27 protein-coding genes are annotated in these 25784 nt (G+C 61.9%); 16 read left to right on the top strand and 11 right to left on the bottom strand.

Going from position 1 to position 25784, the window contains the following annotated elements:
* The first annotated feature begins 136 nt into the window (after positions 1-136).
* The 4 genes from ACYJ11_RS13465 to ACYJ11_RS13450 all read left to right on the top strand — a co-directional run bounded on the left by ACYJ11_RS13465 (position 137) and on the right by ACYJ11_RS13450 (position 4662).
* Complete coding sequence (locus ACYJ11_RS13465; protein WP_004516850.1) at positions 137-697, top strand: TATA-box-binding protein; 561 nt, start codon at positions 137-139, stop codon at positions 695-697.
* Positions 698-837: 140 nt separating this feature from the next.
* Entirely contained in the window at positions 838-3285 is a 2448-nt protein-coding gene (locus ACYJ11_RS13460; RefSeq protein WP_461648150.1) for an ATP-dependent DNA helicase, read from the top strand.
* Between the two features lie 75 nt (positions 3286-3360).
* On the top strand, positions 3361-3522 hold the full coding sequence (locus ACYJ11_RS13455; protein ID WP_004516852.1) for a DUF7563 family protein: 162 nt from the start codon (positions 3361-3363) through the stop codon (positions 3520-3522).
* A gap of 51 nt (positions 3523-3573) precedes the next feature.
* A complete protein-coding gene (locus ACYJ11_RS13450; protein WP_170095965.1) occupies positions 3574-4662 on the top strand; it encodes an ArsA family ATPase in 1089 nt (362 codons plus the stop codon).
* An 18-nt stretch (positions 4663-4680) separates the two neighbouring features.
* Here ACYJ11_RS13450 and ACYJ11_RS13445 read toward each other — a convergent pair whose 3' ends face one another.
* The 4 genes from ACYJ11_RS13445 to ACYJ11_RS13430 all read right to left on the bottom strand — a co-directional run bounded on the left by ACYJ11_RS13445 (position 4681) and on the right by ACYJ11_RS13430 (position 8378).
* Positions 4681-5505: an SDR family oxidoreductase gene (locus ACYJ11_RS13445; RefSeq protein ID WP_461648149.1), complete on the bottom strand. Its 825-nt coding sequence runs from the start codon at positions 5503-5505 to the stop codon at positions 4681-4683.
* A 42-nt stretch (positions 5506-5547) separates the two neighbouring features.
* Positions 5548-6366: an endonuclease V gene (locus ACYJ11_RS13440; protein WP_461648148.1), complete on the bottom strand. Its 819-nt coding sequence runs from the start codon at positions 6364-6366 to the stop codon at positions 5548-5550.
* Between the two features lie 2 nt (positions 6367-6368).
* On the bottom strand, positions 6369-7304 hold the full coding sequence (locus tag ACYJ11_RS13435) for a rhomboid family intramembrane serine protease (RefSeq protein ID WP_461648147.1): 936 nt from the start codon (positions 7302-7304) through the stop codon (positions 6369-6371).
* A 129-nt stretch (positions 7305-7433) separates the two neighbouring features.
* Positions 7434-8378: a response regulator gene (locus ACYJ11_RS13430; protein WP_461648146.1), complete on the bottom strand. Its 945-nt coding sequence runs from the start codon at positions 8376-8378 to the stop codon at positions 7434-7436.
* 406 nt (positions 8379-8784) lie between these two features.
* Here ACYJ11_RS13430 and ACYJ11_RS13425 point away from each other — a divergent pair, with 406 nt between their 5' ends.
* Positions 8785-8916, top strand: coding sequence for a DUF7503 family protein (locus tag ACYJ11_RS13425; RefSeq protein WP_461648145.1), 132 nt, complete (start codon positions 8785-8787; stop codon positions 8914-8916).
* Positions 8917-8968: 52 nt separating this feature from the next.
* Here the strand turns inward: ACYJ11_RS13425 and ACYJ11_RS13420 are convergent, their stop codons facing one another.
* Positions 8969-11053 carry a hypothetical protein gene (locus ACYJ11_RS13420; protein WP_461648144.1) on the bottom strand — a complete coding sequence of 695 codons (2085 nt, stop codon included), beginning with the start codon at positions 11051-11053 and terminating at the stop codon, positions 8969-8971.
* A 226-nt stretch (positions 11054-11279) separates the two neighbouring features.
* Here ACYJ11_RS13420 and ACYJ11_RS13415 point away from each other — a divergent pair, with 226 nt between their 5' ends.
* The 3 genes from ACYJ11_RS13415 to ACYJ11_RS13405 are packed head-to-tail and all read left to right on the top strand — an operon-like array spanning position 11280 to position 13927.
* Complete coding sequence (locus ACYJ11_RS13415) at positions 11280-11732, top strand: DUF5788 family protein (protein WP_170095959.1); 453 nt, start codon at positions 11280-11282, stop codon at positions 11730-11732.
* A gap of 1 nt (position 11733) precedes the next feature.
* Positions 11734-13470 (top strand): DNA polymerase/3'-5' exonuclease PolX, encoded by a 1737-nt coding sequence (gene polX, locus ACYJ11_RS13410; protein ID WP_461648143.1) that lies wholly within the window; start codon positions 11734-11736, stop codon positions 13468-13470.
* The gene (locus tag ACYJ11_RS13405) at positions 13463-13927 is read left to right on the top strand and encodes a Mut7-C RNAse domain-containing protein (protein WP_461648142.1); all 465 of its coding nucleotides are present in this window, start codon (positions 13463-13465) and stop codon (positions 13925-13927) included. Before polX ends, ACYJ11_RS13405 begins: the two co-directional genes overlap by 8 nt.
* Before the next feature lie 24 nt (positions 13928-13951).
* Here ACYJ11_RS13405 and ACYJ11_RS13400 read toward each other — a convergent pair whose 3' ends face one another.
* Positions 13952-14971 carry a LolA family protein gene (locus ACYJ11_RS13400; RefSeq protein WP_461648141.1) on the bottom strand — a complete coding sequence of 340 codons (1020 nt, stop codon included), beginning with the start codon at positions 14969-14971 and terminating at the stop codon, positions 13952-13954.
* 58 nt (positions 14972-15029) lie between these two features.
* Between ACYJ11_RS13400 and ACYJ11_RS13395 the strand changes: the two genes are divergently transcribed.
* Genes ACYJ11_RS13395 through ACYJ11_RS13385 form a run of 3 tightly spaced genes read left to right on the top strand, consistent with a single transcriptional unit; the run spans position 15030 to position 17552 of the window.
* Positions 15030-15785 carry an ABC transporter ATP-binding protein gene (locus ACYJ11_RS13395; RefSeq protein WP_461648140.1) on the top strand — a complete coding sequence of 252 codons (756 nt, stop codon included), beginning with the start codon at positions 15030-15032 and terminating at the stop codon, positions 15783-15785.
* Complete coding sequence (locus ACYJ11_RS13390) at positions 15785-17020, top strand: ABC transporter permease (RefSeq protein ID WP_461648139.1); 1236 nt, start codon at positions 15785-15787, stop codon at positions 17018-17020. Before ACYJ11_RS13395 ends, ACYJ11_RS13390 begins: the two co-directional genes overlap by 1 nt.
* Positions 17021-17072: 52 nt before the next feature.
* Complete coding sequence (locus tag ACYJ11_RS13385; RefSeq protein ID WP_461648138.1) at positions 17073-17552, top strand: DUF5797 family protein; 480 nt, start codon at positions 17073-17075, stop codon at positions 17550-17552.
* Positions 17553-17575: 23 nt separating this feature from the next.
* On the opposite strand, the gene ACYJ11_RS13380 is transcribed toward ACYJ11_RS13385, so the two are convergent.
* Positions 17576-18601, bottom strand: a complete 1026-nt coding sequence (locus ACYJ11_RS13380; protein WP_461648137.1) for a DUF5787 family protein — start codon at positions 18599-18601, stop codon at positions 17576-17578.
* A gap of 207 nt (positions 18602-18808) precedes the next feature.
* Between ACYJ11_RS13380 and ACYJ11_RS13375 the strand changes: the two genes are divergently transcribed.
* On the top strand, positions 18809-19249 hold the full coding sequence (locus tag ACYJ11_RS13375) for a DUF5684 domain-containing protein (RefSeq protein WP_229775246.1): 441 nt from the start codon (positions 18809-18811) through the stop codon (positions 19247-19249).
* A gap of 95 nt (positions 19250-19344) precedes the next feature.
* Here the strand turns inward: ACYJ11_RS13375 and ACYJ11_RS13370 are convergent, their stop codons facing one another.
* A complete protein-coding gene (locus ACYJ11_RS13370) occupies positions 19345-19773 on the bottom strand; it encodes a bis(5'-nucleosyl)-tetraphosphatase (RefSeq protein ID WP_461648136.1) in 429 nt (142 codons plus the stop codon).
* 95 nt (positions 19774-19868) lie between these two features.
* On the opposite strand from ACYJ11_RS13370, the gene ACYJ11_RS13365 reads away from it, so the two are divergent.
* Together ACYJ11_RS13365 and ACYJ11_RS13360 are read left to right on the top strand one after the other, a co-directional pair.
* Complete coding sequence (locus ACYJ11_RS13365; RefSeq protein ID WP_005534740.1) at positions 19869-20201, top strand: uS10/mL48 family ribosomal protein; 333 nt, start codon at positions 19869-19871, stop codon at positions 20199-20201.
* Between the two features lie 63 nt (positions 20202-20264).
* Positions 20265-21536, top strand: a complete 1272-nt coding sequence (locus tag ACYJ11_RS13360; RefSeq protein WP_461648135.1) for an amidohydrolase — start codon at positions 20265-20267, stop codon at positions 21534-21536.
* A 4-nt stretch (positions 21537-21540) separates the two neighbouring features.
* Here the strand turns inward: ACYJ11_RS13360 and ACYJ11_RS13355 are convergent, their stop codons facing one another.
* Both ACYJ11_RS13355 and ACYJ11_RS13350 read right to left on the bottom strand, forming a co-directional pair.
* Positions 21541-22005: a type IV pilin gene (locus ACYJ11_RS13355; protein WP_461648134.1), complete on the bottom strand. Its 465-nt coding sequence runs from the start codon at positions 22003-22005 to the stop codon at positions 21541-21543.
* A 242-nt stretch (positions 22006-22247) separates the two neighbouring features.
* Entirely contained in the window at positions 22248-23666 is a 1419-nt protein-coding gene (locus ACYJ11_RS13350) for a geranylgeranyl reductase family protein (RefSeq protein WP_461648133.1), read from the bottom strand.
* A gap of 175 nt (positions 23667-23841) precedes the next feature.
* Between ACYJ11_RS13350 and ACYJ11_RS13345 the strand changes: the two genes are divergently transcribed.
* A complete protein-coding gene (locus ACYJ11_RS13345; protein WP_188976798.1) occupies positions 23842-24174 on the top strand; it encodes a 2Fe-2S iron-sulfur cluster-binding protein in 333 nt (110 codons plus the stop codon).
* A gap of 195 nt (positions 24175-24369) precedes the next feature.
* A complete protein-coding gene (locus ACYJ11_RS13340; RefSeq protein WP_005534746.1) occupies positions 24370-24972 on the top strand; it encodes a DUF7110 family protein in 603 nt (200 codons plus the stop codon).
* Between the two features lie 80 nt (positions 24973-25052).
* On the opposite strand, the gene ACYJ11_RS13335 is transcribed toward ACYJ11_RS13340, so the two are convergent.
* Positions 25053-25670: a stage II sporulation protein M gene (locus ACYJ11_RS13335; RefSeq protein ID WP_170095945.1), complete on the bottom strand. Its 618-nt coding sequence runs from the start codon at positions 25668-25670 to the stop codon at positions 25053-25055.
* Positions 25671-25784: the final 114 nt, after the last annotated feature.

Raw genomic sequence — 25784 nt, 5'->3', positions numbered from 1 at the left:
GGCCACAGCAGGGTCGCTCAGCCGGCAGACCCCTACTTGAATGGGATCTGTCGGACGTTGTAGAGGTCGAAGAACGACTAGTAATCACAGCATCACAAACGTTTATATGATTTAAATCCGGTATTTAAAACACTATATGGTCGACCCAAAAGAGAGCATTGACATCGAAAATGTCGTTGCTTCGACCGGTATCGGACAAGAACTCGACCTTGAGAGCGTCGCGATGGACCTCGAGGGTGCCGACTACGACCCAGAGCAGTTCCCGGGCCTCGTCTATCGGACACAGGACCCCAAATCTGCCGCGCTCATCTTCCGGTCGGGCAAGATCGTCTGCACGGGTGCGAAGTCGACGGACGACGTCCACCAGAGTCTGCGTATCGTCTTCGACAAGCTCCGTGATCTGAATATTCAGGTCGACGACGACCCCGAAATCGTCGTCCAGAACATCGTCAGCTCCGCGGACCTCGGGAGTTCGCTCAACCTCAACGCCATCGCCATCGGCCTCGGGCTCGAGAACATCGAGTACGAGCCCGAGCAGTTCCCAGGCCTCGTCTATCGACTTGACGAACCCGACGTGGTCGCGCTGCTATTCGGTTCGGGGAAGCTCGTTGTCACCGGCGGGAAGCGAAAGGAGGATGCGGAGGAAGCCGTCGACACCATCGTCGAACGCCTGAGCGACCTCGGCCTGCTGGACTAACGGCTCGGTGCCAGTGACTGGGCGGCGACCAGTCACAGCCCGTTTTTCGGTTCACTGCGGTCCCGACGCGACTCACACTGAGCGACTGCGACGGACGGGAACCCCGCGGTTCAAATACCGGGACGACTAACCCCGTTTCGATGGGAGACCCCGCCTCGACGGGCACGGAGTCCTGGCGCACGTATTTCGGCTTCGACGAGCCCTACGAGAATCAGGCCGACGCCGTCGAACGAGCCATCGAGGCGGGCAAGGCACGCGGCTTTCTCGCGATGGAGGGCCCATGCGGGACGGGCAAGACGATGGCCGCGCTCACCGCCGGCGCGACCCTGGTCCGCGATACGGACCTGTACGAGCGAATGGTCGTCGTCACGCCGGTCAAACAGCAACTCCAGCAGTTCGTCGACGACCTGCGAGCGCTGAACGCCGGTATCGAGGAGCCGTTCGCCGGCATCTCGCTGGTCGGGAAGCGCGACCTCTGTCCGTACGGCCGTGAGGGGCAGTTCCCGGACGACGTGGGGACACACGACCGCTGTGAGGACCTCAGGGAGGCGACAGCGCGGTTAGTCGAGGACGACGGACACTCGGACGGCGCGGCCGTCGCGGACGCCGCAATCGCCGGTGAGGCCGACGACGACCAGTGGTGGGACCCGCGGAAAGGGCAAGACCTCGCCGCGGCCGCACGCCCCGACGCGGCCGATCAATCCACCCTTGGTGACGACACGCTTCGAACGGCCGGCGCGGCCTCGCCGTACCGGCAGGCCCAGCCGACGGCCCCAGAATCAATGGCGGAGGGATCAGACCCGCCGCTGTACTGTCCATTCGAGGCGGACTGGTACGCCCGCAACAAGGGCTCGCCCGTCGACTTCTCAGCCGGGGAACAGCACGTGGTGACGATGGACGACTACCTCCCGGCGGCAACGGAACGCGGGACCTGTCCCCACCGGGTGATGAGCGTGATGTTGAACGAGGCCGACGTGATCGTCGGGAACTACAACCACCTGTTCGATCCGGGCTCCCGCCCGCTGCTTGCGGACGTACTCGACAACCAGACGCTCGTCATCGTCGACGAGGCCCACCGACTCGAGGAGCGCGTCCGGGACCTCTTGTCGGATCGCCTCGGCCGCCAGAGCATCGTGCAGGCGCGCAACGACTGCACGACGCTCATCCAGCGCGCCCAGCAGAGCGCCGACCACAAGGCGCAGGTCCGCGAGGTGCTGTCGGCCCGTGAGGTCCCACTGGATGCGGTTGACCAGGCCCGGAAGTTCTACGACGACCTCGTTCGGTGGCTCGACAACCGCATCGAGTCCTTCCTTGACGCCGAACACGAGGGCTGGCGCGCGGACCCGTCGGTGCTACCGGAACACGATAGGGAGATTCCGCTCCGGGACCCCGACACGGTCGAGCAGGACGAACTGACCGAGTGGGCCGAGCGGAAGGGCTACGACGGGTCGCTGTGGCGCTCGCTGTCGAAGGTCGGGGCCGCCGTCGAGGATGCAATCGACCAGCTCGGGCTGACCCGCCAGCCGGTGTGTGCCGCTGTCGGCGTGCTGGCTGGGCAGTGGTGGGAGCGCGACCACGCGACGTTCCTCCGGGAGATTGAACTGGAGCACTCGCCGAACCACGGACAGAGCCTCGATTCCGATTACCAGGCTGTCTACACGCCGGGGCTGCTGTGTTACAATTGCATGCCCGCGACGGCCCTGCGGAACGTCTTCGACGACCTCGGCGGCGGTATCCTGATGAGCGCGACGCTGGAACCGCTGGACGTGTTCACCCGCGTGTCGGGACTGGACTCGATGGCCGAGACGGGCTCGACGGCCCCCGACGAACAATCCGGCGATGGAAGACCAGTCCGGTCGACGACCTACGACCTGCCGTTCCCGCCCGAGAACCGGGCGTCGTACCTCGTCGACGCGACGCCGTTTACTGCGCGCAACCGGGGCGACCCCGAAATGATGCGCCCGCTCGGTGACAACTGGAACCCCACCCGCGACGAGTACGCACAGGCGCTGCGCGCGCTGGCCCGCTCACCGGGCAACGTCATGGTGGCGATGCCGAACTACCGGGAGGCGCGCTGGGCCGGCGCGTACCTGCAGGAGGCCGTCGAAAAGTCGGTCCTCGTGGACGAATCATCGAGCAACGAGGAGACCGAACGGCTGAAACGCGAGTTCTTCAGTGGCGACGGGAAAGTCATGGTCACGTCGACGCGCGGGACGCTGACCGAGGGCGTCGACTACGACGGCGAGAAGCTCTCGACCTGTGCCGTCGTGGGCATTCCGCTGGTGAACATCGGGTCGCCGCGCGTCCGGGGTGTCCAGCGAGCATACGGCGACGCCTTCGGCGAGGACAACGCCTTCGAGTATGCCCTGACAGTTCCGGCTGTGCGGCGCGCGCGCCAGGCCATCGGCCGCGTCATCCGCGGCGTTGACGAGGTCGGCGTGCGGGCGCTAGTCGGCCGCCGGTACACACCAGATGCGCGGCATTCGGTGTATCCGTACCTGCCCGCCGGCGAGCGCGAGGAATTCACCCGGATGACGCCCGATTTCCTCGCGAGCCAACTGGATTCGTTCTGGGCCGACCACCAGTAGCGCCGCCCGCTGATTAACCGGAACATTTCGTCGCCAGCGGAAGGCATTTACATCGTGGAACGAGTGTACCTATAGATGCCCGAGTGTCAGAACTGCGGTGAATTCGTAACCGAGCAGTACGTACGGGTTTTTACACCAGAAGCCGTCGAAGGTCATGGCCCCCGGGTCTGTCCGAACTGTGAGGACAAACTCCGGGACGGCGCGGACGTCCGTGAAGCGCGGTCTTCGAGACAGTAGGACACCTCTTTTTCGGGAAGTACTCAAGGCCGGACGAGCGTAGCTTCTGGCATGAGCGAACTCGACGTCGAGGCAGTCGACGACATCGATGCACCCGCAGGAATCGACGCGGCGGAGTACGTCCTCTACGGCGGGAAAGGCGGCGTCGGCAAGACGACGTGTGCTGCGGCCACGGCGCTTGCCTCCGCGCGCGACGACACGGCGACACTCGTCGTCTCCACGGACCCTGCCCACTCGCTGTCGGACACACTGGAGGCAGATATTCCGGCAACGCCGACGCGCATCCGCGAGGACATCCCGCTGTACGCCGCTGAGATCGATCCGGAGGCCGCCGTCGGCGAGGGGCCCCTCGGTGTCGAGGAGGACGCACTGGGCGGTGTGGGCGAACTCCTCGGCGGCGATGGGATGTTCGGCGGTGGCGCGGGCGGCGCAGCAGGTGCAGGCCAGACCGAGGACCCCATCGGCGGCGAGGAGGGCCTCCTTGGCGGGTCGATGCCCGGAGCTGACGAGGCCGCGGCGCTCCGGCTCCTGCTGGATTACGTCGACGACGACCGCTTCGACCGCGTCGTCATCGACACCGCGCCGACCGGCCACACCCTGCGTCTGCTGGAACTTCCCGAGACGATGGATTCGATGGTCGGGAAGATTCTGCAGCTCCGCGAGCGCTTCTCCGGGATGATGGACAACCTCACCGGAATGTTCGGTGACGATCAGGATGTCGACGCCGAGGCTGGTATCGAGGACTTACAGGAGCTGTCGGACCGGATCGAGCACCTGCGGTCGATTCTGCAGGACCCACGGAAGACCGACTTTCGCATCGTGATGGTGCCCGAGGAACTGTCCGTTGTCGAATCCGAGCGTCTGCTCGCCCAACTCGGCGAGTTCAACATCCCTGTCAGCACCGTCGTCGTCAATCGCGTGATGCAGGACCCGAGCGAGGTGCTCGGCGAAGACGTGGACATCGCTGGCCCGAACCACGCCGACTGTGAATTTTGTGCGCGACGCTGGCAGGTCCAGCAGGACGCTCTGGCCCGGTCACAGGATATGTTCCGTGGCCACGACGTGCGCCGCGTGCCGCTGTTCGCCGAAGAAGTACGCGGCGAGCGGTTGCTGTCAGTTGTAGCGGCCTGTCTGGACTGAACTGGGCGAGGGCGGCGGTTAGCTCGTCAGCTTCCGGATGACGCCGAACGCCGCGTCGCGCCACCGCGCCGGCAGGTAGTCGAGCATGAGAAGTAGCTGTGCGCCCTGTCCGACGGGATACCGCGGTTCGGGATCGCTGGCGTTGGCAGCGTCACGGATGGTCAGCGCAACTGTCCCGGGCGTGACAGAGAGCGCGTCCTGAATACCGACGAGATTCGAGTCTTCGTGGGCCTGATACAGCCAGTCGTACGCACCGGACGTATCCAGGTCGTCGAGTTCTTCGTCGGCGCGGTCGTCGAAGTTAGTCTCCACGGGTCCGGGTTCGACAAGTACCACGTCGATGCCGAACTCTTCGACCTCCATCCGGAGCGCGTCGCTGAGCCCCTCAAGGGCGAACTTCGACGCGGCATAGCCACCCTGGTTCGGGAACGAGATACGGCCCGCGACGCTGGAGACGTTGACGATGGTCCCGTTCTCCCGGGCACGCATGTGCGGGAGCGCCTCGCGGATGAGTCGGTGCGGGCCGTAGAGGTTCACGTCGAACTGCTCGTGTAGTGCCGCCGTCGACACATCCTCGACCGCGCCGAACTGCGCATAGCCGGCGTTGTTTACGAGACAATCGAGCCGCCCTTCGGACTCGATGAGCGCCTCGACGACACGCTCGCATTCGCGCGGGTTCGTCACGTCGAGTTCGGCGGTCTCACAGCCGTCTTCGCCGAGCTCTTCGATGTCCGATTCCTCGCGGGCAGTCGCCCAGACAGTCCAGTCGTCGGCCAGGAACGCCTCGGCACTCGCCCGTCCGATACCCGAGGACGCACCCGTAATCAGCACCGTCTTCGCCATGTGTTGGCCGGGAGAACACACCCCGGGAAGTTATACTGTCGGTTATTCGGACGGATTATTGACGGCCGTCTTCGCCTCGTCGGCGTAGCTGTCGGCCAGCCGGGTCGGCTCGGGGAGCTTGTAGCCGTCAGCGGTGGCTTCGACGATATCCGCCGCGGAGCTTGCGCTGACGCGATGGCCGGGGCTGACGATAAGCGGATTGATATACCGATTCGGCGAGTCGTACTGGCGCGTCTGGACCGCGTGACCGATGAGAGTCCCGTCGGGGCAGGTCTCGACGCTGTCGTCGGCTGCAATCGGAATCCGCGTTCCCTCCGGGTACGTCTCGTCGAGCGACTGTTCCGGCGTGCCACAGAGGAGGTTCTTGGCAACGCCGATGGCTGGGATGTCCAGTGTCACGCCGATTTGTGTGGCCAGCCCGGCTTCCCGGAAGTGGATGCGGCCGCTGCCGTCGACGAGTACCACGTCGGGGTCGGTCTCCAACTCCGCAAACGCGGCCAGGATTGCGCCGCCTTCGCGGAACGACAGCAGGCCGGGAATGTACGGAATCTCGGTGCGTTCGACGGCGCTGACTCGCTCGATGACCTCGCCGTTCCGCAGCACGACGATAGCCGAGACGGCCTTGTCGTCGACGAACGCCTGGTCGACGCCGGCGACGAGCGGCGCGTCCGTCGTATCGTCGCCAGCACCCAGCGTGGTCTGGTCGCTGTCCGGCGCGTCTCCGGCGGGCGCGATTGTCTCGGGCAAAACGTCTATCTCGTCTTCGAACCGCGCAACCTCCGCGATGTCGCGTTGCAACTCCTCCATCTCAGCCTGCGAGAGCGACGGGTCAGGGACGAACTCGGGGCGAACCGGATTCATCGTCACGGACGACGTCGGCCGGGACCGCCCGGTCCACCGGGGCCGCCTGGGCCGCCGCCACCGCCGAACTGTATCTGGCCGGGCATCCGGGTCTGCCCCTTGATTCTCTGGCCGTACCAGAGCCCGATGACGAGGCCGATGAGGTGGGCGAGGTGGGCGATATTGCCGCCGAGCAGCCCTGCGCCTCCAATGCTAAACGTCCCAGCGATGCTCAGAAGGAAGTAGAAGCCAGTGATAGCCCAAATTGGTACCGGGATCAGGAAGTACAGGTAGACGCGCAGATCCGGCTTCAACACGGTCAAGAATGCCATGATAGCCAGTGCAGCCCCGCTGGCCCCGAGGACGCCGTAAGCGGGGCCGCTCAGGAACATCTGGAGGCCGACCTGACCGAGGCCCGCCAGTGCGCCGGAGACAAGGAAGAAGATCGCGAACTTCTTCGATCCGATCTGCTGCTCGACGATCCGGCCGAAGAAGTAGATGATAATCCCGTTCCCGAAGATGTGATAGAACCCGCTGGGGTCATGTGAGAACACCGACGTGACCCATGTCCAGACGTATTCGGGGTGGCTCGGGCGGAGGACAAACAGCGTGTTGAACGCCTCTGGTCCGAGGGAAAGGCGGACAATGTTTTCGAGGATAAAGAAGATACCCATAATGGCCAGAAACAGGTACGTGACGTTCCCCCGGAAGTACGCCAGCGGCCCGCCCGGCCCGGTGTTGATACCGAGCCGGTCGGTGACGCCGCCTCCGGAGGCCTGGCCACTGTTTACACTCTCGTCGAACCCGCTGTCGAACACGCCACCCGGATCGCTCCAGTTATCCAGTCCGGGGCAATCGTGGGCCTCGGGCAGTCTGTGTTCCGCACAGTAGGTCCCGCCACAGTGCCCACACTGGTACGGCATGTTCTCCTGCTTTCCACAGGCATCGCACTCCGACATTGTACTACGATACGAGTGGACGGTGGAAAGGGATTGTGCTTACAGTGGGCCAGCCACTGGCAGACCGCTACGATACTGCGATGTCTGCGCTAGTAGAATCAAAAGGCGGCACACAGCCCGAACAGTGACTTACTCGCCAACGTCGGGGTTGCTTTCGGCATCTCGAAGCACACCGATCCACGCCGGGTCGCCGTCGTACTCGATCGACCCGCCGGACACCTCGATAGTCCGCGTTTCGCCGTCAGCCTGTTGGCCCTCAAACTCCGAATGGAACGTTTCGAGCTCGTCTGAGTCCGCTCCTCGGAGTGATTCGGGAAGTCTGTCGCCGTCGCCCTCCGCCGTGAGAAGGGCCGGGGATTCGTCGATGAGATCACTCTGGTCATAGCCGAAAATGTCCGCCAGCTTCTGGTTCACGTAGACGAACGATCCGTCCTGAATGATACAGACGCCCGCGAGCTCCTGTTCGACGAGCCGTTGATACCACGAGAGGGCGTTCCAGAACCGTTGCTCGGTGCGATGTTGCTCGACGGCGTTCTCGATGCGATTGGCGAGAACGTCGTACGTATCTGATCGACCCCCCTTTTGCATATAGTCCGTGACGCCCGACGCGATCGCCTCGCTCGCGATCTCCTCACTGCCCTTGCCAGTGAACAGAATGAACGGGATGTCCTGATACTGCTCGCGGACGAGTTCCAGAAACTCCAGTCCGTCAGTGTTTGGCATATCGTAGTCGCTGACGATACAGTCGACCTGCTCGGTCCGGAGGAAATCAAGCGCGGCGACGGCACTGGTCTTCGTCACGACGTCGAAGTCGTCGTTGATGCGTTCGAGGTACACCTCGACCAGCTCACCAACCTGTGGATCGTCGTCGACGTGCAACACAGTACACTGCTGGGACTGCTCGACTTTCGCCAGCGGAATCGGGACCTCTGTCCGCATCTCGTCGCGTCGGTCCACTGATTCAGTCCGGAGAAGCGGTGTATGTCTCGTTGCCGCCCGTCGGCTTCCGCTGATGGCCGCGCTGGAGAGCTCCACTGTCTTGTCTCCGAGCCGCCACTGTTCCTCAGAAGTCATTTTTCCACCCGGTGCTGCGAAAAGAGCCGCCAGCAATCATCGATTCCAGCAAGTTAGTCGCGATTGTTGCATGCATCGACCCCCCTGCGTCCGACCCCTGAAGCGAGCCAGCAGGACGTATATATCCTGAATAATTGTCTTCTGGTTTCCATTTACACATCAATACTAAACCCTGATTATCAATTACATACCTGCATACTAAACGCTACTGATGGGGGGTATCGGTAATTTCTCCGCGTCTGCACGCACAATCCCTGTGTGATTTTTCCCTCTAAACTCGTGCTCTTGGCCTTGTACATATTACTTTCCGGATTTGACTGTTAATTCTATCCTTAATACAATATATAATATGTAGGTACTTTTCAAATAAATTTAATTATCTGCCCACCATCATCGAAGTTGTATCATGTCAGATACCACCATGCGCGAATACCTCGCAGAGCACCCAAAAATGGCCGGCGCACTGTTCACCATCCTGATGCTACTGTCACAGGCAGGGACTGCAGCAGCTAACAACAATATCTACATTGGACCGTAGAGTATAGCAATAGCAGATCTAATAGCTCACGACAAGTTATTCTTCCCAGAACTCAGCTGATATCCTCGAGTTCCATCGAATTACTCCAATAGAGGTTCTCGTCAGTCCTGACTGGAACTTGTTGCATCTGAAGGAAATCAGACAATTCTGAGCTAGAGATGGTGAACTCTCCAATCGATCCTGGGGATAAGAAATACTCTTGACAGTCCTCGAAAAACGGAAATATGATTGCTCCTAAGCCTTTGTTGTCCATTGAATATGCTATCATTTCTACATTATATCCCGTTGCAGTAGCAGAGATATCCAGCAAATTTGGTGTCCCATTCTTTGTTTGTGCAACCGTCACACCACCGTCACCCACAACAATGTACTGCCCACCAAGTACGCTCTCACCGCGTGCGATAGTAAGCGCCGCCCGGAGTGGGAATCCACAGTTCAACAGTCGGGCAACTGCTTCGCCGATGCGAACCGCGCCGTCGTTCAGGACTTCGTTGAGCGTGACGATGCCGGCGATTGCACCCTTCTCGACGAGTGCCAAGCCCTGATTGTACGAGTTGCAGGCGTTCAGCAGGAACGTGTCGATGCCGACCGAATCGACCGTCGTCACGTCGAGCTTGCCATCGGAGCAGACGAAACCGTCGTGTTCGGTGTGGCCGATGTAGTGGAAGAACTCTGCGTCGGTCGTGAGGACCGTTCTGAGTTCCGCCGTCGTCAAGTCGTCGTGGACCGTGACATCGAACGGCAGATCGTCGCGGGTACCGTACACGTCATCGACGACCTGCCGTTCCTCGTCCATCCGGGCGTCGTTCTGGACGACGCGAATCGTGATGTCCTCGGCGTTCGTATCGCGGTCAAGTCGGTGTTCGAACGCTGCTTTGGTCAGCTTGCTCGCACCGATGGGGATGCTGTCCCCGATCCAGGCCTGTTCGAGTGAGTCCTCGGCCTGTGGCTCGACGTAGTCCGTCTCAGCTGTGGCAGTGCCAGTTTCGGAACTCGCGGCGCGGGTGATGACATCGTCGCGGGTGAATTCAGCCTCGGCCTCCGCCGGCACGCTTGCCTGATTCAGCCGTTGTTGCTGATGCGTTCGGACGATAGCCAGATCGTCGACGACGTACGGGAGCTGTTCCGCGTTCGCCGGCACCGGGTCGATATGTGTCGTCAGCCGCCACTTCGGAATGTGGTCCTCGATAACGTCGTACGGGACCTGCAGATAGGTGGCGACCTGCTCCGCCAGCGGCCGCTGATACAGTGATTCGAAGTCGAGGTCGACGTAGGGCTCGATTGCCGCGCGCTCGTGCAAGTCGATCTGGTGGAACCCCTCAGTGCGTGTGACACAATCGAGGAAGAACAGCCGTTTGAGCGTCCGTCCGACCTCGGATTCGAAGCCCCGTGCGGTGTCGAGTGAGTACGTGAATCCCCTGTCAGTTACGAGTCGTGGCTCAGATGCGGGAGCAAGTGAGGCACCGAGGTAGTACGAAAGCGGCGCGGCGACGAAGATAGACGCGAGATCGGGCGGGAGTTCGAGCGTGACACCGGTATCCGGACTGTCGATATCCGCTGGGATGTCCAGCGTATCACCGATTTCAAGCGCCGGTGGGTGGCCGCGAAGTGTCGGATAGGAGCGCTCCGGGTCGTGGGCCTTGAGCGCCGACCCGAAGGTCTCGACCGCTGCCATCACGTCCGCCGGTTGCTCGGTCGTCGTGACCGTGGCCGCCGGGCGGTCGTGCTGGGAGCGAGCGCCGATGAGCAGGTCCGTCGGACTGTCGAACTCGATACGGGTCCGGTCCGAGTCGACGGTGACCTCGACTTCGGTGTCCTCGACCCGCATGTACGTCTTGATCTGCGTCAGCGGGTCCAGTACGTAATCATCCGCCGGCAGCGTCTCAGACTCGAACTGCGCAACCTCGGCGGCTATCGCTCCGTCGTCGTCACGTACGTACACCATGACCACTGTCGGTAGTTCGATAGCGCGCGTCCGTATCCGGACAGCGTCCCCGACGGGATACTGAAACACGTCGGTCTCCGCCTCTCTGAGGGCAATTGGGGTCGGCGTGTGTATCCGGTAGCGCTGGCGCTCGATCTGGTCAATGACCGCGAGCCCAGGACGGTCGTCAAGCGGTTCGAACGTTAGAGTCATATAATAAGCGAGGGGGGCAGTATTACTCTCGTACAATGAGAACGACAGAGACAATGAAAAAGATATCGCCGACTTCGCTTATTTCAGTCGGGACCGCTCACTGAGTCTCCCTGAAACACGGAGGCTGAACGGGCACACGTGGGTAGAGCAAAAACAGGCACCGCCGTACAAGGTTTAGTGGCCGATGGGCGAAGCGGGTAAGGGCACCCCGGTCTAACATCCGGTAGTGAAAGAGTTCGAGCGCAAACAGTTGCTGGAGCGCATCGAACGCGACAGCGCGACCGTCGGTGCTGACATTCCCGATGAGATCACCATTCAGGGCGAGGAGATCGAACTCCAGTCGTTCGTCTTCGAGATCAAGCGTCGGGAGACGATTCCGCGAGGCGAGCGCGAGCGCGTCGAACAAGCTAAGAAGAACCTGCGGCGCGAGCGCCTCCAGCGCAAGCAGCGGATCGAGGACAACGAAGTGAATTACGAGCGCGGTGAGGAGCTTGCCACGGCTATCATCGGTATCGACCGTGCGCTCAACGCCCTCGAACAGCTCGGTGCGGCGGACATCGAGCAGGAAGCACAGGCACAGGAGGCGGCCGACAGGAAGCGCTGGATGAAGTTCCTCCAGAAGGCCCTCGGACACGAGGACGCGGACTCCGGCACGGGCCGTGCCGGACGGAGCTACTAACATGAGTCGGAACGACGAAATCGCGACATTGCTTGAAGAGTTCGCCGACCTGCTGGACGCGAAAGGCGTCGAGTACAAGCCCCGGGCCTACCGCCGGGCGGCCGAGAACATCAGGGACTTTCCCGGTGCCATCGAGGGGCTGGCGGCCGAGGGCGAAGCCAGCGTCGGTGAGATAGACGGCGTCGGCGACGCCATCTCCTCGAAGGTGATCGAGTACTTCGAGACCGGCGAAATCGAGGAGCTGACCGAACTCCGTGCGGAACTCCCTGTCGAGATGGACGCCCTCACAGCAGTCGAGGGAATCGGGCCGAAATCAGTCGGCTCACTGTACGAGGCACTGGGTATCACCACCCTCGACGAACTGGAAGCCGCCGCCGAGGCCGGCGAGATACAGAAGGTGTCGGGCTTCGGTGCAAAGACGGAGCAGAACATCCTCGACAACATCGACTTCGCCCGCGAGGCTCACGAGCGGTCGCTCCTCGGCGAGGGCCGGCCGCACGGCGACAGGGTCAGGAGCTACATGGCCGCCGGCGACGCTGTGGCCGAGTGCGCACTCGGTGGGTCGATTCGTCGCTGGCGACCGACCATCGGCGACGTGGACGTACTCGTCGGAAGCCCCAACCCCGAGGCAGTCGTCAAGCGGTTCGTCGACTGGGACGGACTCGACCGTGTCATCGAGTCCGGAGACACGAAAGCCAGCGCCTACGCTGACGACGTTCGGGTCGACCTGCGGGTCGTCGACCCTTCGGAGTTTGGTGCGGCGCTCCAGTATTTCACCGGGAGCAAGGACCACAACGTGGCGGTCCGAAACCGCGCTATCGAGCAGGACCTGAAAGTCAACGAGTACGGCGTCTTTGATGTCGAGGGCGTCGAAGACGACGACCAGCGGGCTGGCGAACTGGTGGCCAGCGAAACCGAGGAAGCGGTGTACGACGCCCTAGACATGGACTGGGTCCCGCCGGAACTTCGGGAGAACCGCGGCGAAGTCGAGGCTGCCGCGGACGGGGCGCTCCCGGACCTCCTTGCCGAGGGCGAGGTCCGTGGTGACCTCCACACCCACACGAACTGGTCGGACGGCAGCAACAGTATCACGGAGATGGTTGAGGGTGCCGCCGACTTCGGCCACGACTACCTCGCCGTCACGGACCACGCGACGGGGCCGGGGATGGTCGGCGGCGTCGGCGTCCCGGACGAGAAGCTCCGCGAGCAGATCAGCGAAGTCGAATCGGTCGCCGCAGACGTCGACATCGACGTATTCACCGGCGTTGAAGCGAACATCGCAGCGGACGGCAGCATCTCGGTTGCCGACGACCTGCTGTCGGAACTGGATGTCGTGGTCGCCTCACCACACGCCGCACTGGACGGGGACGGCACGGATCGCCTCGTCGCGGCTGCACAACACCCCGACGTGAACGTCATCGGGCATCCGACAGGCCGGTATCTCAACCGTCGTGAGGGGCTGGACGTGGATGTGGGGTGCCTCGCAGAAGCCGCCGCTGACAACGATACGGCGCTGGAAATAAACGCCAACCCCGCCCGCCTAGATCTTGGCGGTGGCGCGGTCAAACAGGCCATCGAGGCTGGGGCAACAATCGCGATCAACACGGACGCACATAGCCCAGCCAACCTCGACCTCCTGCGCTACGGCGTCCACACGGCGCGGCGGGGCTGGGCCGAAACGGGCGACGTGCTGAACACCCGCGACGCCGAGGGCCTTCGCGAGTTCTTCGATGCCTGACGACACCCCCAGCGACCGGCTCGTACTCGATGCGATGCTCGGCAAGCTCGCCACCTATCTGCGGATGTGTGGGTACGACACGGCCTACGCGCTCGATCGAGATGCCGAGGCTGACGATGACCTTCTCGCGATAGCGGAACGTGAGGACCGGCTGGTGATAACTCGGGACAGCGACCTCGCTGCCCGCGCATCCGAGAGCGTGCTCCTTACCGAGCGGGAGGTTGACGATCAACTGCGGGAACTCGCTGACGCCGGCTTCCAACTCTCGCTCGCTTCGGAGCCGGGCTACTGTGGCGTCTGCAACGGCCCGGTCGAGGAGGTCGACCCGGTAGAACCGACGCCGGAGTACGCACCGAGTGCCAGTGACGAGCGGGTCTGGCGCTGTACGGACTGCGGGCAACACTTCTGGAAAGGGAGCCACTGGGCGTCGGTCAAGTCAACGCTGGAAGACCTATAGAATACAGACAGTTGGCGGGCGTCGCTACAGTTCTTCAGCGACGGCGACGGCCTCGTCGGTCGTCCCCTCGACGACCACGCCAGTCGTGACATCGTCCCCGGTCCAGTAGACCACAGCCCTGTCGTCGCGCTCTATTGCGGTCGCGTTCTGCCCGTTCACCTGCACCGCCGTCCCGTTCTCCGCATCGTCCAGATAGCTCGATGCGCCGGTCGCGGTCAGAATCGTCACGTTCTCGCCGTCATCGTCGTACTGCTGGGCCACGGCCGTACTCTCGGGCCGGCTGATGTACCGGGCTTCCTCGAAAGTCCCGTTCTCGTACGCCGGCAGGTCCAGATCCGTCGCGGACTGGGCCGCGTCGTAGGTGTCGTACGTTTCGACGGTCGTGACGGCCACCCGGTCAGCCGGCGGGGCGAACTGGCTGTCGTCGATACTGACGTTGAAGTTCGTTTCTTCGACGGTGAGTTCCGTCCGGTTCGTTCCGTCGTCAGTGGTCATCTTGTGGACGCGGTAGTCCTCGGTATCGACCCACAGCGTCGTGTTCGGCGCGTCGATGCTCTCGTTGGTTGGTTCGAGGTCGAGAACGTACGTCGATTCGCCGTTGACCTCCTCAGTCCCCCGGAGCGTCGCAGTGACGTTCTCCTCGGGAACCGGGTCGGTGGTGTCGTTCATCGCCACGGACTCCTCGGTCAGTTCGCGAGCATATGACTGGTTCTCGCCGACCGCCCAGACGACGGTCCCGTTCGTCCCCATCTCGTAGGACCGGTTCTCACTCGTGACGGCGGCCCACGTTTTGTTCGGTTCAGCGGCGGCGTACTCCACTGTCGCAGCCTTCGATTCCGAGTCGTTCGTAACGGTCACTGTCGCAGTCCCGGTAATTGTTTCGGCCGCGTCGTAGCGCTGCTCGGTTTGCTCAAGCACGTCGTCGCCGGACGGCTGCCCCATCTGCTCGAAGCCGGAAACGCCGGCGACTGCCCCCACAGCCAGTAGTCCAATGGTGACGAACACCGCAACGATAGCCAGTTTCCGTCCGGTATCGGCTGTCATTGTCCGGGCTTAGGACTGGAATGGTAAGTGGGTTGCTCCTGTCACAGCGCGGACTACTATGACAGAGGGCGAACCCCTCATTGCCGTCCAGTCCGTACACGTGGCCGTGAGCGAGTCAGCGAACACGACTGTCCGCGTCGACGGCGTCAGCAAGCAGTACGACCTCGGCGGGACGGTGACGGCGCTGGACGACGTGAGTCTGGACCTGACGGCGGGGTCGTACACGGCGGTGATGGGGCCGAGCGGCTCCGGGAAGAGCACGCTGTTGAACCTCATCGGCGGGCTGGATACGCCGTCGTCGGGGCAGGTCGTGGTCAACGGACAGGACGTTTCGGCCGCCAGCGAGGCCGAACGGGCCGACATCCGCGGGACCGAGGTCGGCTTTGTCTTCCAGACATTCAACCTCATGCCGCGGCTGACTGCGGTCGAAAACGTCGCCCTGCCGCTCGTCTTCGACGGCTGGGACCGCGCCCGTCGCCGCGAGCGGGCGGTGTCGCTCCTCTCTGAGGTCGGACTCGGCGACCGAACCGACCACGTCCCCTCTGAACTAAGCGGCGGCCAGCGCCAGCGGGTCGCCATCGCCCGGGCGCTGTCGACGGACCCGGCGTTGATTCTCGCCGACGAGCCCACCGGCAACGTCGACACGGATACCGGCGCACAGATACTCGACCTGTTCGATGACCTCCATGCGGCGGGCAACACGTTCCTGCTGGTGACCCACGAACGCCACGTCGCCGAGCGGGCGGAGCGAATCGTCCACGTCGAAGACGGCCACATCCAGTCCGTCGAGGATGTCTCCGGGGGCGAGTACTGATGGACACCGGCGAAAGCGTGCGCATCACGCTCCGGTCCATCAGAGCGCACAAGCTCCGGTCGGCGCTGACAGTTGTCGGCGTCGTTATCGGCATCGCGTCGGTCATCACCTTCGCCACGTTCGGGGCCAGCGTCGAGGCCGAAATCGTCGGCGACATCGAGACATCGAACGCGGGCAACATCTACGTGTTCGGCACCCCGTCCGGCGATGACGACTTCGACCGGACGCTCCAGCCGGTGTTTACCGAGCACGACATTCAGAAGCTAGAGGGGATTGCTGGGGTACAGGCGGTGCTCCCGCGTGGAATCGTCCAAACGCAGTCGGTACAGCACGGGAACCAGACACTGGCCAGACAGCAGGTCACAGCGACGCGGCCGGCCAGTTTCACGCCAAGGGTCCTCGTCGAGGGGCGCTCCTTCGAGACTGACGAGGAAGCCGTCGTCGTCAACGAGCGTATGGCCGGGTCGTTCTCGGAGAACCTCACGACCGGCGAGCGACTCACGATGACGATGCCCGACGGCAACGAGCGGAACGTCACCGTGGTTGGCGTCGTCAACGGGACACGCGGGGAAGTCCCGGTCAGTGAGTTCGCCCGCCAGCCGCGGGTGTACGTCCCCATCGACCCCTTCTATGAGTCGGTCGTCGAGAGCCCGTCAGCGGGCGTCCGACAGCGGGCATACCCGCAGGTAACCCTCGTCGTCGACCCTCGGGAGATTCCGGAGACGCAGTCGGCGATTCAGACGTACCTCACCGGTGCGTCTGACGCGCGGTCGCTGTCGGCCGACGACACGGAACTGGTCGCCCGGTCCGGAAACGACTTTGTCGAGGAGATTAGCGACGTCATCGAGCGAATCACGCGCTTTGTCACCGGCATCGCCGTCATCGCGCTCGTCGTTGGCGCGATCGGCATCGCCAACGTGATGCTCGTCAGCGTCACCGAACGGACCCGCGAAATCGGCATCATGAAAGCCGTCGGGGCGCGCAACCGCGACGTGATGCAGGTGTTCCTCGTCGAAGCCACACTCCTCGGAACTATCGGCTCGCTGCTCGGCGTCCCGCTCGGACTGCTCGTCGGCTACGGGGCGACGCGGTACGCCGAAGTGACGTTCTCGCTTGCGCCGCTCTGGATGGCGTTGGCGGTCGGCGTCGGCGTGCTAGTCGGCGTCGTCGCCGGTCTCTACCCGGCGTGGCGGGCAGCGCGGGTCGACCCCATCGACGCGCTCAGACACGAGTGAGCCTTACCCGGATTCAGAACACCGAAATACGTGGTCACCGTACCGACGGGCCATGACCCTCTCGGAGGAGGCCCGCGAACGGCTTGCCGACATCGTCGAACTCCAGCCGACGAAAAACGGCGAGCTACAGGAGCGCTGGGACATGGACAGCGGGAGCGAGGTCCACCAGTACCTCGAATCCGAACTCAAGGAGTACTACTACCGCAACGACAACAGCCTCATCTGTGCGACGCCGGAAGCGACGACGCTCATCGATGGGGAGGACTCCGAACGGATTCAGACGGTGACAGTCACCCCGCTCCAGCAGGCTATCGTCGACGTGATTGCCGGACCCGACGAGGAGAGCCAGAGCGTCGTCGCCGTGTTACACGCCCTCCGCGAGGTCGGCGAGGACCGCGACACCGACGGTGTCCGCTCCGCGCTTCGCAGCCTCGCAGACAAGGGTATCGTGGAGACGGTCGAGAAGACAGTCCCGACGTTCAGACTGGCCGTTCCGCGCGACGAACTAGATATCGAGCTATCTGAAGAATAAGTCCAGGTCGCGGTATCGGTCCGCTACTCCGGCAGTTCCGGCCGCTGGCGGCGTCGTCGCCGTGCTAACACCCGTTTTATTGCCTTACCCGGTCCGCCGTCGAGCGGCCAGTCCATCGACCGCCACGCCGGCGGCTCGGGCTCGTAGGACGGACACTGTCCTCGACACTCCGCCGCTGTCGGCAGACAGTCTTTCGCTGCGCAGTGGGGGTACACGCCAGTCTCGTCGGTACTGAGCTGGAAGTGCCTGCAATCGGGGCGCATCGTGTCTGCGTAGGCACGCCACCCGCGAGCGTACGCTCGCTCAGCGATGGCGAGACGCCGCTCGTGCTTCCAGTCGGTGTCCACGTACTCGAACCGCGCCGCGCTGGTGTCGTCGTCTGGCCGGTCGAGAATGCGCGTTCCGGGCTCGTCAACTGACAACGACCGCGGTTGCCAGGCCGCCTCGGCCGTGCCGGATTCTGGGTCGACTGTCAACACGCCGGCAGCTGCTGGCAGGTCCGCCAGCAGAATCGGCTCCACGCGCTCGTCAGTCGCCGCCGTCGCAACCCACACCTCGTCGGCCAGCGAGAGCGCGATGTCCCGTTCCAGTTGTGGGATGAGATTCCTAGCGGCGCTGGCCGTCAGATCGGGCTTGTTCTCGATGGCGATGATCCGCCGGAGCCAGTCAGGATAGGGGCGCACCCGACGGATTTCGATGCGGTTGCTACGCTTTCGGGTCTCGATAGCGTCCCGGTCGGCCGCCTCGTGAATCGACTCCCGGACATACCGCCACGGATAGCCCGGATCAGGCAGCGCGTCGCGGTAGTAGGTCCAGTCGGCCGGCGCGTGCCGGAGGACATGCAAGAGGTCCGAGTGAAACGATTCTGTCCCGAACTTCGCCCGTTCCTGAAGTCCGACGGGATCACACTCCAGTACAATCGTATCCCAGCGGCGGTGTTTCGTCCCGAACTGTCTGGCGACCAGCACCGCCGCGTCGTCAGATGGCGACCACGCTCGCTCGGCCCACTGGCAGACGGCCAGCTCGAAGGCGAACTCGGAACTGGTCATAGCACTGATTTGGCTTCGGTCTAAATAAACCCGCTTTCTCCGGGTAACTCAGTCACTTCGGCTCATCCTTCGTCATTTGGTTCCGGTCCGGAAACAAGATTACTGAATTTGATATTGAGAGCTAAAGCGAATTGGCTATGAAAGTGCGTTTCTTGTTAAATAAGTACACAAAGAATTTATTCCATATGGGTCGAGATGAGTGAGTGCATGTCAGTACTCAGTAGTTCGATTGGTAGTGTCGGAACAGCGTTACTCCAGTCTGGCGGTGGTGGTACTGCCGCTGGAATTTTTGGAGGCCTTTTCTTCATAGTTCTCGCTCTGCTCGCGTTCGGTGCCTTCATCGCATATATTGCAGGAATGTGGAAAGTCTTCGAGAAAGCCGGACAACCGGGCTGGGGATCATTCATTCCGATATTAAATATCCTCTACATGTTGGATATCGCCGACAGGGAAACCTGGTGGATAATTCTATTTTTCATCCCAGTAATCAACGGACTGGTGTTCATTGTGATCAATATTGATATTGCGAAGAACTTCGGAAAGGGACCCGGATACGGACTCGCGATGTGGCTCCTCCCATTCGTGTTTTGGCCACTGCTCGGGTTCGGTGACGAGTCATACGTTGGCGACACCTCTCCCGGCGTATAACTCACAACAGAACTCACTTCGTCCCGTATTGGCCCTGAGACACAGTCCTGCTGCTCATAATTTCACTGAGCAGCCGCTATCGACCGCGACTGGCTCTACTTCTCGTCTTCCCGGTCGTCGAGGAACTCGTCTGCCTGTTCGAGTATCTCGCGGGGACCGTCCTGCGTGACTGTGTTGATGGCCTGTTCGTAGTCGCGCCACTGCAGGTCGCGGTGTTCTGTGGACAGTTCAGCTGACGCTTCGAACGATTTCGCGACGAACAGGTGGACCGTCTTGTGGATGGTGTTGCCGTTCGCCTCGAACACGTAGTCGTAGTCTTCGCGGAACCCGTCTAAAAGCCGGAAATCGCCGATACCGGCCTCCTCTTTCACTTCGCGTATGGCGGTCTGCTGGAGCTCTTCCTCGCCCTCGACGCCGCCCTTGGGGAACTCCCAATCGCCGGGTCGGCTCTTGAGCAGGAGGTACTCCCGCCGGCCACGCGTATCGCGAAAGAGGATGGCTCCCGCGCTCGTGGCCTCTATCATTATCGGATTTTATGACACCGCTACTTAAGAGAATATCGGAGACACAACGGAAACAGGTGGCCTTTTGTCACTCGCGACTGAGTGTTCGTCTACAGATGCCCTTTGTCACGACGCTTACCTTCACCAGTGGGGACCGACATCGCCTCGAGGACATTGTCACAGAGATCAAAGAGAGCGCCGAGCAGAAGGGGGTCGAACTCAAGGGTCCGCATCCGAAGCAACCACAGGAACTGCGGATTCCACAGTCGAAAACGCTGGGACCGGACGGTGGCCGCTTCGATTCCTGGACCCACACCGTCTACACCCGGACGATAGAGATCGTCGGGTACGAGGAGTTCGCCCGGAACGTTACCCAGCGAACGTTCCCGAACGCCATCCACGTCGAGGCCGGCGTGGAACAGCGGACGCAGGTCGGCAGCGGATCGTAGGGTCGGGGAGCCGTCGTTCGCTCCTGTGGTTTCTTATAAGTAACTGTGACCCGTTTCGCCGGCATGAACGAAGCCCAGCAGGAGCGGCTCAGGTCTGTCCGGCGCGACCTGCACAGCTATCCTGAACCCGCGTGGCGGGAGTTCTACACCACTAGTCGTATCGTCGGCGAAATAGAGCGTATCGGCGTCGATCAGTTGTATACTGGCCAGGATGTCGTTGACGGCGACGCACGGATGGCAGTCCCCGACGACGACGAACTCGAAGACTGGCAACAGAAGGCCCGCGAAGCCGGTGCCCGCGAGGACGTGCTGGAGGCCGCTGCTGGTGGCTTCACCGGTGCGCTGGCCGTACTCGAACGGGGCAAGGGACCGACCGTCGCGCTCAGGGTCGACATCGACGCGCTGCCGATACCAGAGTCGGACAGCGTGGCACATGCCCCGACGACAGCGGAGTTCCGCTCGACGAACGAGGGGTACATGCACGCCTGCGGGCACGACGCCCACGCGACGATTGGCCTCGGCGTGCTAGCGGCCGTGAAAGAGAGCGATTTCCGTGGCACGTTCAAAGTCGTCTTCCAGCCAGCAGAGGAGGTCATCGGCGGCGGCAAGGCCGTCGCCGAGAGCGGTCATCTCGACGACGTGGACCACCTGCTGGCGATACATATCGGACTCGACCATCCGACCGGGGAGATCGTCGCTGGCGTCGGCGGCTTCCTCGCCGTTCGACAGTTCGAGGCGACATTCGCCGGTGAGACAGCGCACGCCGGCGGGCATCCGGCACAGGGACGGGACGCTGTGCAGGCCCTCGCAACAGCCGTCCAGAACCTCCATGCGATTCGCCGGCACGGCGACGGCGCGACGCGTGTTAATGCTGGAGTTGTCGAGGGTGGGACAGCGACGAATATCGTCCCCGGGGAAGCGACACTGGAAGGGGAAGTCCGGGGTGAAACGACCCCACTCAAGGAATACATGAGCGAGCGGGCGGACACCGTCATGTCGTCCGCGGCCGAGATGCACGACTGTGAGGTCAATATCGAGACAACCGCAGAAGCACCGAGTGCGGTGAGCGACGGCGCGCTCGCGGATGTAGTGTACGACGCAGCAGACTCGGTTTCCGGCGTTACCAGCCGCCTTCGAACCGACGACCTCGGCGGCAGCGAGGACGCGACGTACCTGATGGACCGCGTCCAAGATCACGGTGGAACGGCGGCATTTGTCGGTATCGGGACCGATCACCCCGGCGGCCACCACACACCGATGTTCGATGTCGATGAAGATTCGCTGACTATCGGCGTCGATGTCGTCAGCGAAGCGATCCGTCAGCTGAGCAAGTGAGCAGCTACGGCGCTTCCCAACTGGCAAGCTGAATTGACTTATCGCTGTCCGGCGACTTCCAGTTCAGCGTGACCGTCGCATCCGAGAGGTCGAGTGAGGGTTCTGAAAACGTCACTCGTGACCCGGCTGTGATTTTCGAACCGTCTGCCAACGTACTGTCGAGATCTGTGAAATCGTGTTGTCCGTTGACGCCTGAAGCACCGCTAGCCCCGCTAACGGTGATGTACAGATTTCCGGCCTGGATCGAGTCACCGCTCCGGTGCTCAATTGTCAGGGTGTCGGGACTCCCGGACTCGTAATCGAACGTAAACGCTGCCTGTGGCGCGCTCTGGCCGAGATTCCCGGAACCGAAATCGAGGAAGAACGTCGCTGCTGTCGCCGCCAATAGGATTGTTATTGCAACCATTAGTATAACTCCCACAACTGGTGAGACTGCACTATCGTCGGATTTGAATCTGTGTGCTAGCATGATTGACCCCCACTTGGGCGACGGTCGACACGCTGTCTCCGTCTCGGTGACCCCCCGGTCGACCGACCCCAGAGTGACTTCATTTTGATATCATGTTGTCGAATAATAAAACTTGTTGTTCAAAATTGTAGTTTATGTGTTACTCAACTACTATCCAGACCGAATTCAAAACGCTACATCTACCCTTAGCGAACTCATGCCAGAAGATCAAAACCAACCGAAAAACACACCGAGCCGCCGAATCAGTACTTGGGCTCTGCGCCAGTGACTTCGTAGATATCGTCCATAATCGAGTCACGCTCGCGTTGCCAAGACTCGAAGCCGGAACGGTCGCTGGGGTAGGATTCGTAATGGTCCAGCAGCCGGTCGGCGGCCTTCTTCGTCTGGTAAAGGTCCCGGATCGTCCCGAGGTGGCCGATGCTCTTGACGGCCATCTTGAGTTTGAGTCCGAGCCCGATGCTGGTCGAGCCGCCGTACAGCGCTTCGGCGAGCTTCTCGCCGGGCAGTGCGGCCAGCAACGCCATCAGATCGTCGACATCGTAGGCAGTGGTGAAGATATTGTACACGTCAAGCGCAGCGTACCGGGCCCCGAAGTGGTCCATCACGCGCTCGTTGTACTCCCAGAGCGCGGCTTCGTCGTCCGTTCGGCCGGACTCGATAGCCTCGATAGCCTGTTCGGCGGCGTAGGTTCCGGCATAGGCTGCACCGGCGATCCCACCGCCGGTCGTCGGATTGACGTGTCCAGCAGCGTCGCCGACGGCCATGAACCCGGGCGCGACGGCAGAGTCGTACGGCCGACGCGTCGGCAGCGCAGCGCCGAGTTTGTCCTGTACCTCCGCGCCCTCGAACTCGCTTCGGCCCTGAAGATCGCGCTTGAGGTCGTCGACCAGTTCCATCGGCTCCTCGTTCATCTGGAACCCGAGGCCAGCATTGATTTCCGTGTCCGTGCGCGGGAAGTACCAGAGATACCCGGCAGAGCGCTCGGTCGGCTTGAACACGAGCGCGTCGTCCCATTCGACCGGCTCGTCTACCTCGATAATCTCCCGGTATGCCGAGCAGAACTGCGAGTACTGGACGTTCGTATCGAAGGTCGCGTCTTCGAAGTCGGTTTTGTCCTGCAGGATCGACAGCGCGCCGGCCCCGTCGATGACCATGTCACCCTCGTACGTGACAGGGTCGCCCTTCCGCATGGCTTTCACCCCGGTCACACGGCCACTGTCGTCCTGTCGCACGTCCTGAACGACCGTATCGTAGTGGAACTCCACACCGCTGTCGTTTGCACCCTCGATGAGACAGCGACCGTACTCCCAGCGATCGATGACAGCGAGTTCGCCCGGAACGGGGATTTCGAGGACAGTGTCCTCCTGCGGTATCTCGAAGCGGCCGTGGTCGACACCCGTGTTGGTAAAGGCCGGTTCGAGCTGGGACTTCGGAATCGCGTCGGGGAAGTCGCTGGCTCCCTTCAGTGCGTCCCCACAGGCGATGTGGCCGGCTTCCGTCTCGTCCTTTCGCTCTACGACGACGACGTCGTAGCCTGCATCCGCGATAGTCGCGGCGGCGTAACAGCCGGATGTTCCGGCCCCGACGACGACAACGTCCACGGAAACGGTCCGTGCCGTCGCCGACTCTCCGCCGGCGTTGCCGTCCTGGTGTGTGGTCATGCACTCTCGTCCTGCCCGGAGAGAGAAAATTATTCCGCTACGGGTTTCAGACGGACTGCTGGAACAATTTCTCGCGACGGACGGGTGTTTGATGCGACATCGACGGATAAAAGTCCGTTTCACTCCGGGACAGCGGTGATAAAGAGTTTTGCTGGGGGGTATCAAATGGCCGAGCATGACCGAGCATACGGTGACATTTGTGGGGACGGGTGAGGAGATTACCGTCTCCGAGAAGGAGACGATTCTCTCCCGGTGTATCGAGGAGGGTATCGCTCAGGAGTATTCCTGTCGCGTGGGGATGTGTCTGGCCTGTTCGGCGAAAATCGTCGAGGGGTCGGTCACCCAACCCGCCGCTCGTGGATTGACCGACCGGGAACGGGAGAACTACGCACTGACCTGCATGGCGCGCCCGCAGTCGGACCTGAAACTCGACCGCGGGAAGTACCCGCCCAGTATTGAAGCGGATGTTGACCTAGAGGACGGCGACCCCACGCCTGCAGACGACTAGTAGGCACTGAATACCGCTAACATATGGCCTACTAGAATATCTCTAAATACCTTTAACATACGTCTGAAGAATTCCCTGATATAGAGCGGTGAAACTGCGAATGAAGGACAGGTCATATAAGCAAGTGGCCCCTAAGGAGTAGTGACTACAGCGTCAGCGGACGGCCTTCGACGACTGAGACACGCTTCCCCAACCATGACCAGCCGCGTATACAGACTTCACTCGACACTTGAACTGCCACTGGAAGACGCCTACGATTTCTTTGAGGATCCGGACCTTCCACCTGAAATCGCTGACATCGACATTACTCGTCGAAATAATACGCTAATCGTCAGCGCCGTCGCCAAGGACGACTCCATGAGCAAGTACACCCCAACGGCCCAACTCAAGGCCAGCGTCACCGAGAACCGGGTGTACGAGGAGGACCCCGACGAGATGGGTCCACCCGGGGCCGCGAGTACCGGAAGCTCCGGCGGTGGCCCCCAGTGGGGCGCACTCGAAGAGGAAGAAGAAGAGATCGAGTCCGAACTCGTCGAATACGCCTGTTTCAAGGGTGACCGTGAGACCGTGCTCCAGAACACCGCGCTCCAGTACGCGATGTTCGAGGTCTTGTGTGAGGTCGCGAAAGTCGCAGAAAAGGGCACGTTGACAGCAATTGCGGCGGTCGACGAGGAACTCAAAGCTGTCCGCATCGTCGATGGGGAAGAGCGGCCCGCTGCGATCAACGTTGCAGAGGAACCCCGCGACGGTGAGGAAGAAGAGGGCGTCAACTGGCGCGACAACGAGTTCATCTCGTAACGCGGCCCGCATAGCGTCCAGTCACGGATTCAGTTTTGTCGAGCCGTAGCTCAATAGCGAATAGCAAACGGCTTAGACCGCTACGCCGGCGTGAGGCCTGAGAGATCAGCGTCGGTAAATCGTGACGCGATTTCGATGGTGAGGTTCGCTTCGATGTAGGCAGCAATCACGATTAACACAGCGGCTGTCGCAAGCAACCATCCCGCTTCTCGGATATCCTGTCCAGTGACCAGTTCCTTCGTACGGCCGCGGATATACTGTATCGTGCGCCATCCGAACCGCAGTCCAACGGCGGCGACGATTAGCAGTGCGGGAATCTCGATAAGCCCGTGTGGGACGATGAGCGCGGCGACGACGACGGGCGAGACCTGCTTGAGTGCGATACCGACCACAACACCGATAAGCAGTCCGTTCAAGACGAGCGACAGAACCGTCATCGAACCGAGCGAAATCGCACCGAGCGACATCACGAGCAACGCACCGAGGTTGTTAATGGTCAGTGAGACTGTCGTTAGTTCAGCCGGCATAAATGGATTCTCGCCGGTCGTTCCGGGGTTCTGAAGCCACTCTGCGGGGACCTGGCTGCCGAGCCCGTACCCGAGCAGTCCACTGACGATCAGGATCAGCGCGGCTACAGGGACATAGTGCAACAGCCAGCGGTGAAAGAGACGGGCCGGGAGGGTTGGGCGGTCGTCCATACCACACCTTCTGCGCCGGCAGCAAAAAACCCGAGTGACCGGAACGGACGCGGCCGTCATTTTATTTGCCACCGCCTCACACACCTGTCGACCATCCAAAAAGTACTTGACACT

It is taken from the genome of Haloarcula sp. H-GB5 (assembly GCF_054850705.1).
The sequence above is the reverse complement of the archived record's forward strand: the minus strand, read 5'-3'. Positions and strand labels throughout refer to the sequence as shown.

Coding starts and splice junctions, on each gene's coding strand:
- ACYJ11_RS13465 (WP_004516850.1), top strand. CDS start 137: ATGGTCGACCCAAAAGAGAGCATTGACATCGAAAATGTCGTTGCTTCG.
- ACYJ11_RS13460 (WP_461648150.1), top strand. CDS start 838: ATGGGAGACCCCGCCTCGACGGGCACGGAGTCCTGGCGCACGTATTTC.
- ACYJ11_RS13455 (WP_004516852.1), top strand. CDS start 3,361: ATGCCCGAGTGTCAGAACTGCGGTGAATTCGTAACCGAGCAGTACGTA.
- ACYJ11_RS13450 (WP_170095965.1), top strand. CDS start 3,574: ATGAGCGAACTCGACGTCGAGGCAGTCGACGACATCGATGCACCCGCA.
- ACYJ11_RS13445 (WP_461648149.1), bottom strand. CDS start 5,505: ATGGCGAAGACGGTGCTGATTACGGGTGCGTCCTCGGGTATCGGACGG.
- ACYJ11_RS13440 (WP_461648148.1), bottom strand. CDS start 6,366: ATGAATCCGGTTCGCCCCGAGTTCGTCCCTGACCCGTCGCTCTCGCAG.
- ACYJ11_RS13435 (WP_461648147.1), bottom strand. CDS start 7,304: ATGTCGGAGTGCGATGCCTGTGGAAAGCAGGAGAACATGCCGTACCAG.
- ACYJ11_RS13430 (WP_461648146.1), bottom strand. CDS start 8,378: ATGACTTCTGAGGAACAGTGGCGGCTCGGAGACAAGACAGTGGAGCTC.
- ACYJ11_RS13425 (WP_461648145.1), top strand. CDS start 8,785: ATGTCAGATACCACCATGCGCGAATACCTCGCAGAGCACCCAAAAATG.
- ACYJ11_RS13420 (WP_461648144.1), bottom strand. CDS start 11,053: ATGACTCTAACGTTCGAACCGCTTGACGACCGTCCTGGGCTCGCGGTC.
- polX (WP_461648143.1), top strand. CDS start 11,734: ATGAGTCGGAACGACGAAATCGCGACATTGCTTGAAGAGTTCGCCGAC.
- ACYJ11_RS13405 (WP_461648142.1), top strand. CDS start 13,463: ATGCCTGACGACACCCCCAGCGACCGGCTCGTACTCGATGCGATGCTC.
- ACYJ11_RS13400 (WP_461648141.1), bottom strand. CDS start 14,971: ATGACAGCCGATACCGGACGGAAACTGGCTATCGTTGCGGTGTTCGTC.
- ACYJ11_RS13395 (WP_461648140.1), top strand. CDS start 15,030: ATGACAGAGGGCGAACCCCTCATTGCCGTCCAGTCCGTACACGTGGCC.
- ACYJ11_RS13390 (WP_461648139.1), top strand. CDS start 15,785: ATGGACACCGGCGAAAGCGTGCGCATCACGCTCCGGTCCATCAGAGCG.
- ACYJ11_RS13385 (WP_461648138.1), top strand. CDS start 17,073: ATGACCCTCTCGGAGGAGGCCCGCGAACGGCTTGCCGACATCGTCGAA.
- ACYJ11_RS13380 (WP_461648137.1), bottom strand. CDS start 18,601: ATGACCAGTTCCGAGTTCGCCTTCGAGCTGGCCGTCTGCCAGTGGGCC.
- ACYJ11_RS13375 (WP_229775246.1), top strand. CDS start 18,809: ATGTCAGTACTCAGTAGTTCGATTGGTAGTGTCGGAACAGCGTTACTC.
- ACYJ11_RS13370 (WP_461648136.1), bottom strand. CDS start 19,773: ATGATAGAGGCCACGAGCGCGGGAGCCATCCTCTTTCGCGATACGCGT.
- ACYJ11_RS13365 (WP_005534740.1), top strand. CDS start 19,869: ATGCCCTTTGTCACGACGCTTACCTTCACCAGTGGGGACCGACATCGC.
- ACYJ11_RS13360 (WP_461648135.1), top strand. CDS start 20,265: ATGAACGAAGCCCAGCAGGAGCGGCTCAGGTCTGTCCGGCGCGACCTG.
- ACYJ11_RS13355 (WP_461648134.1), bottom strand. CDS start 22,005: ATGCTAGCACACAGATTCAAATCCGACGATAGTGCAGTCTCACCAGTT.
- ACYJ11_RS13350 (WP_461648133.1), bottom strand. CDS start 23,666: ATGACCACACACCAGGACGGCAACGCCGGCGGAGAGTCGGCGACGGCA.
- ACYJ11_RS13345 (WP_188976798.1), top strand. CDS start 23,842: ATGACCGAGCATACGGTGACATTTGTGGGGACGGGTGAGGAGATTACC.
- ACYJ11_RS13340 (WP_005534746.1), top strand. CDS start 24,370: ATGACCAGCCGCGTATACAGACTTCACTCGACACTTGAACTGCCACTG.
- ACYJ11_RS13335 (WP_170095945.1), bottom strand. CDS start 25,670: ATGGACGACCGCCCAACCCTCCCGGCCCGTCTCTTTCACCGCTGGCTG.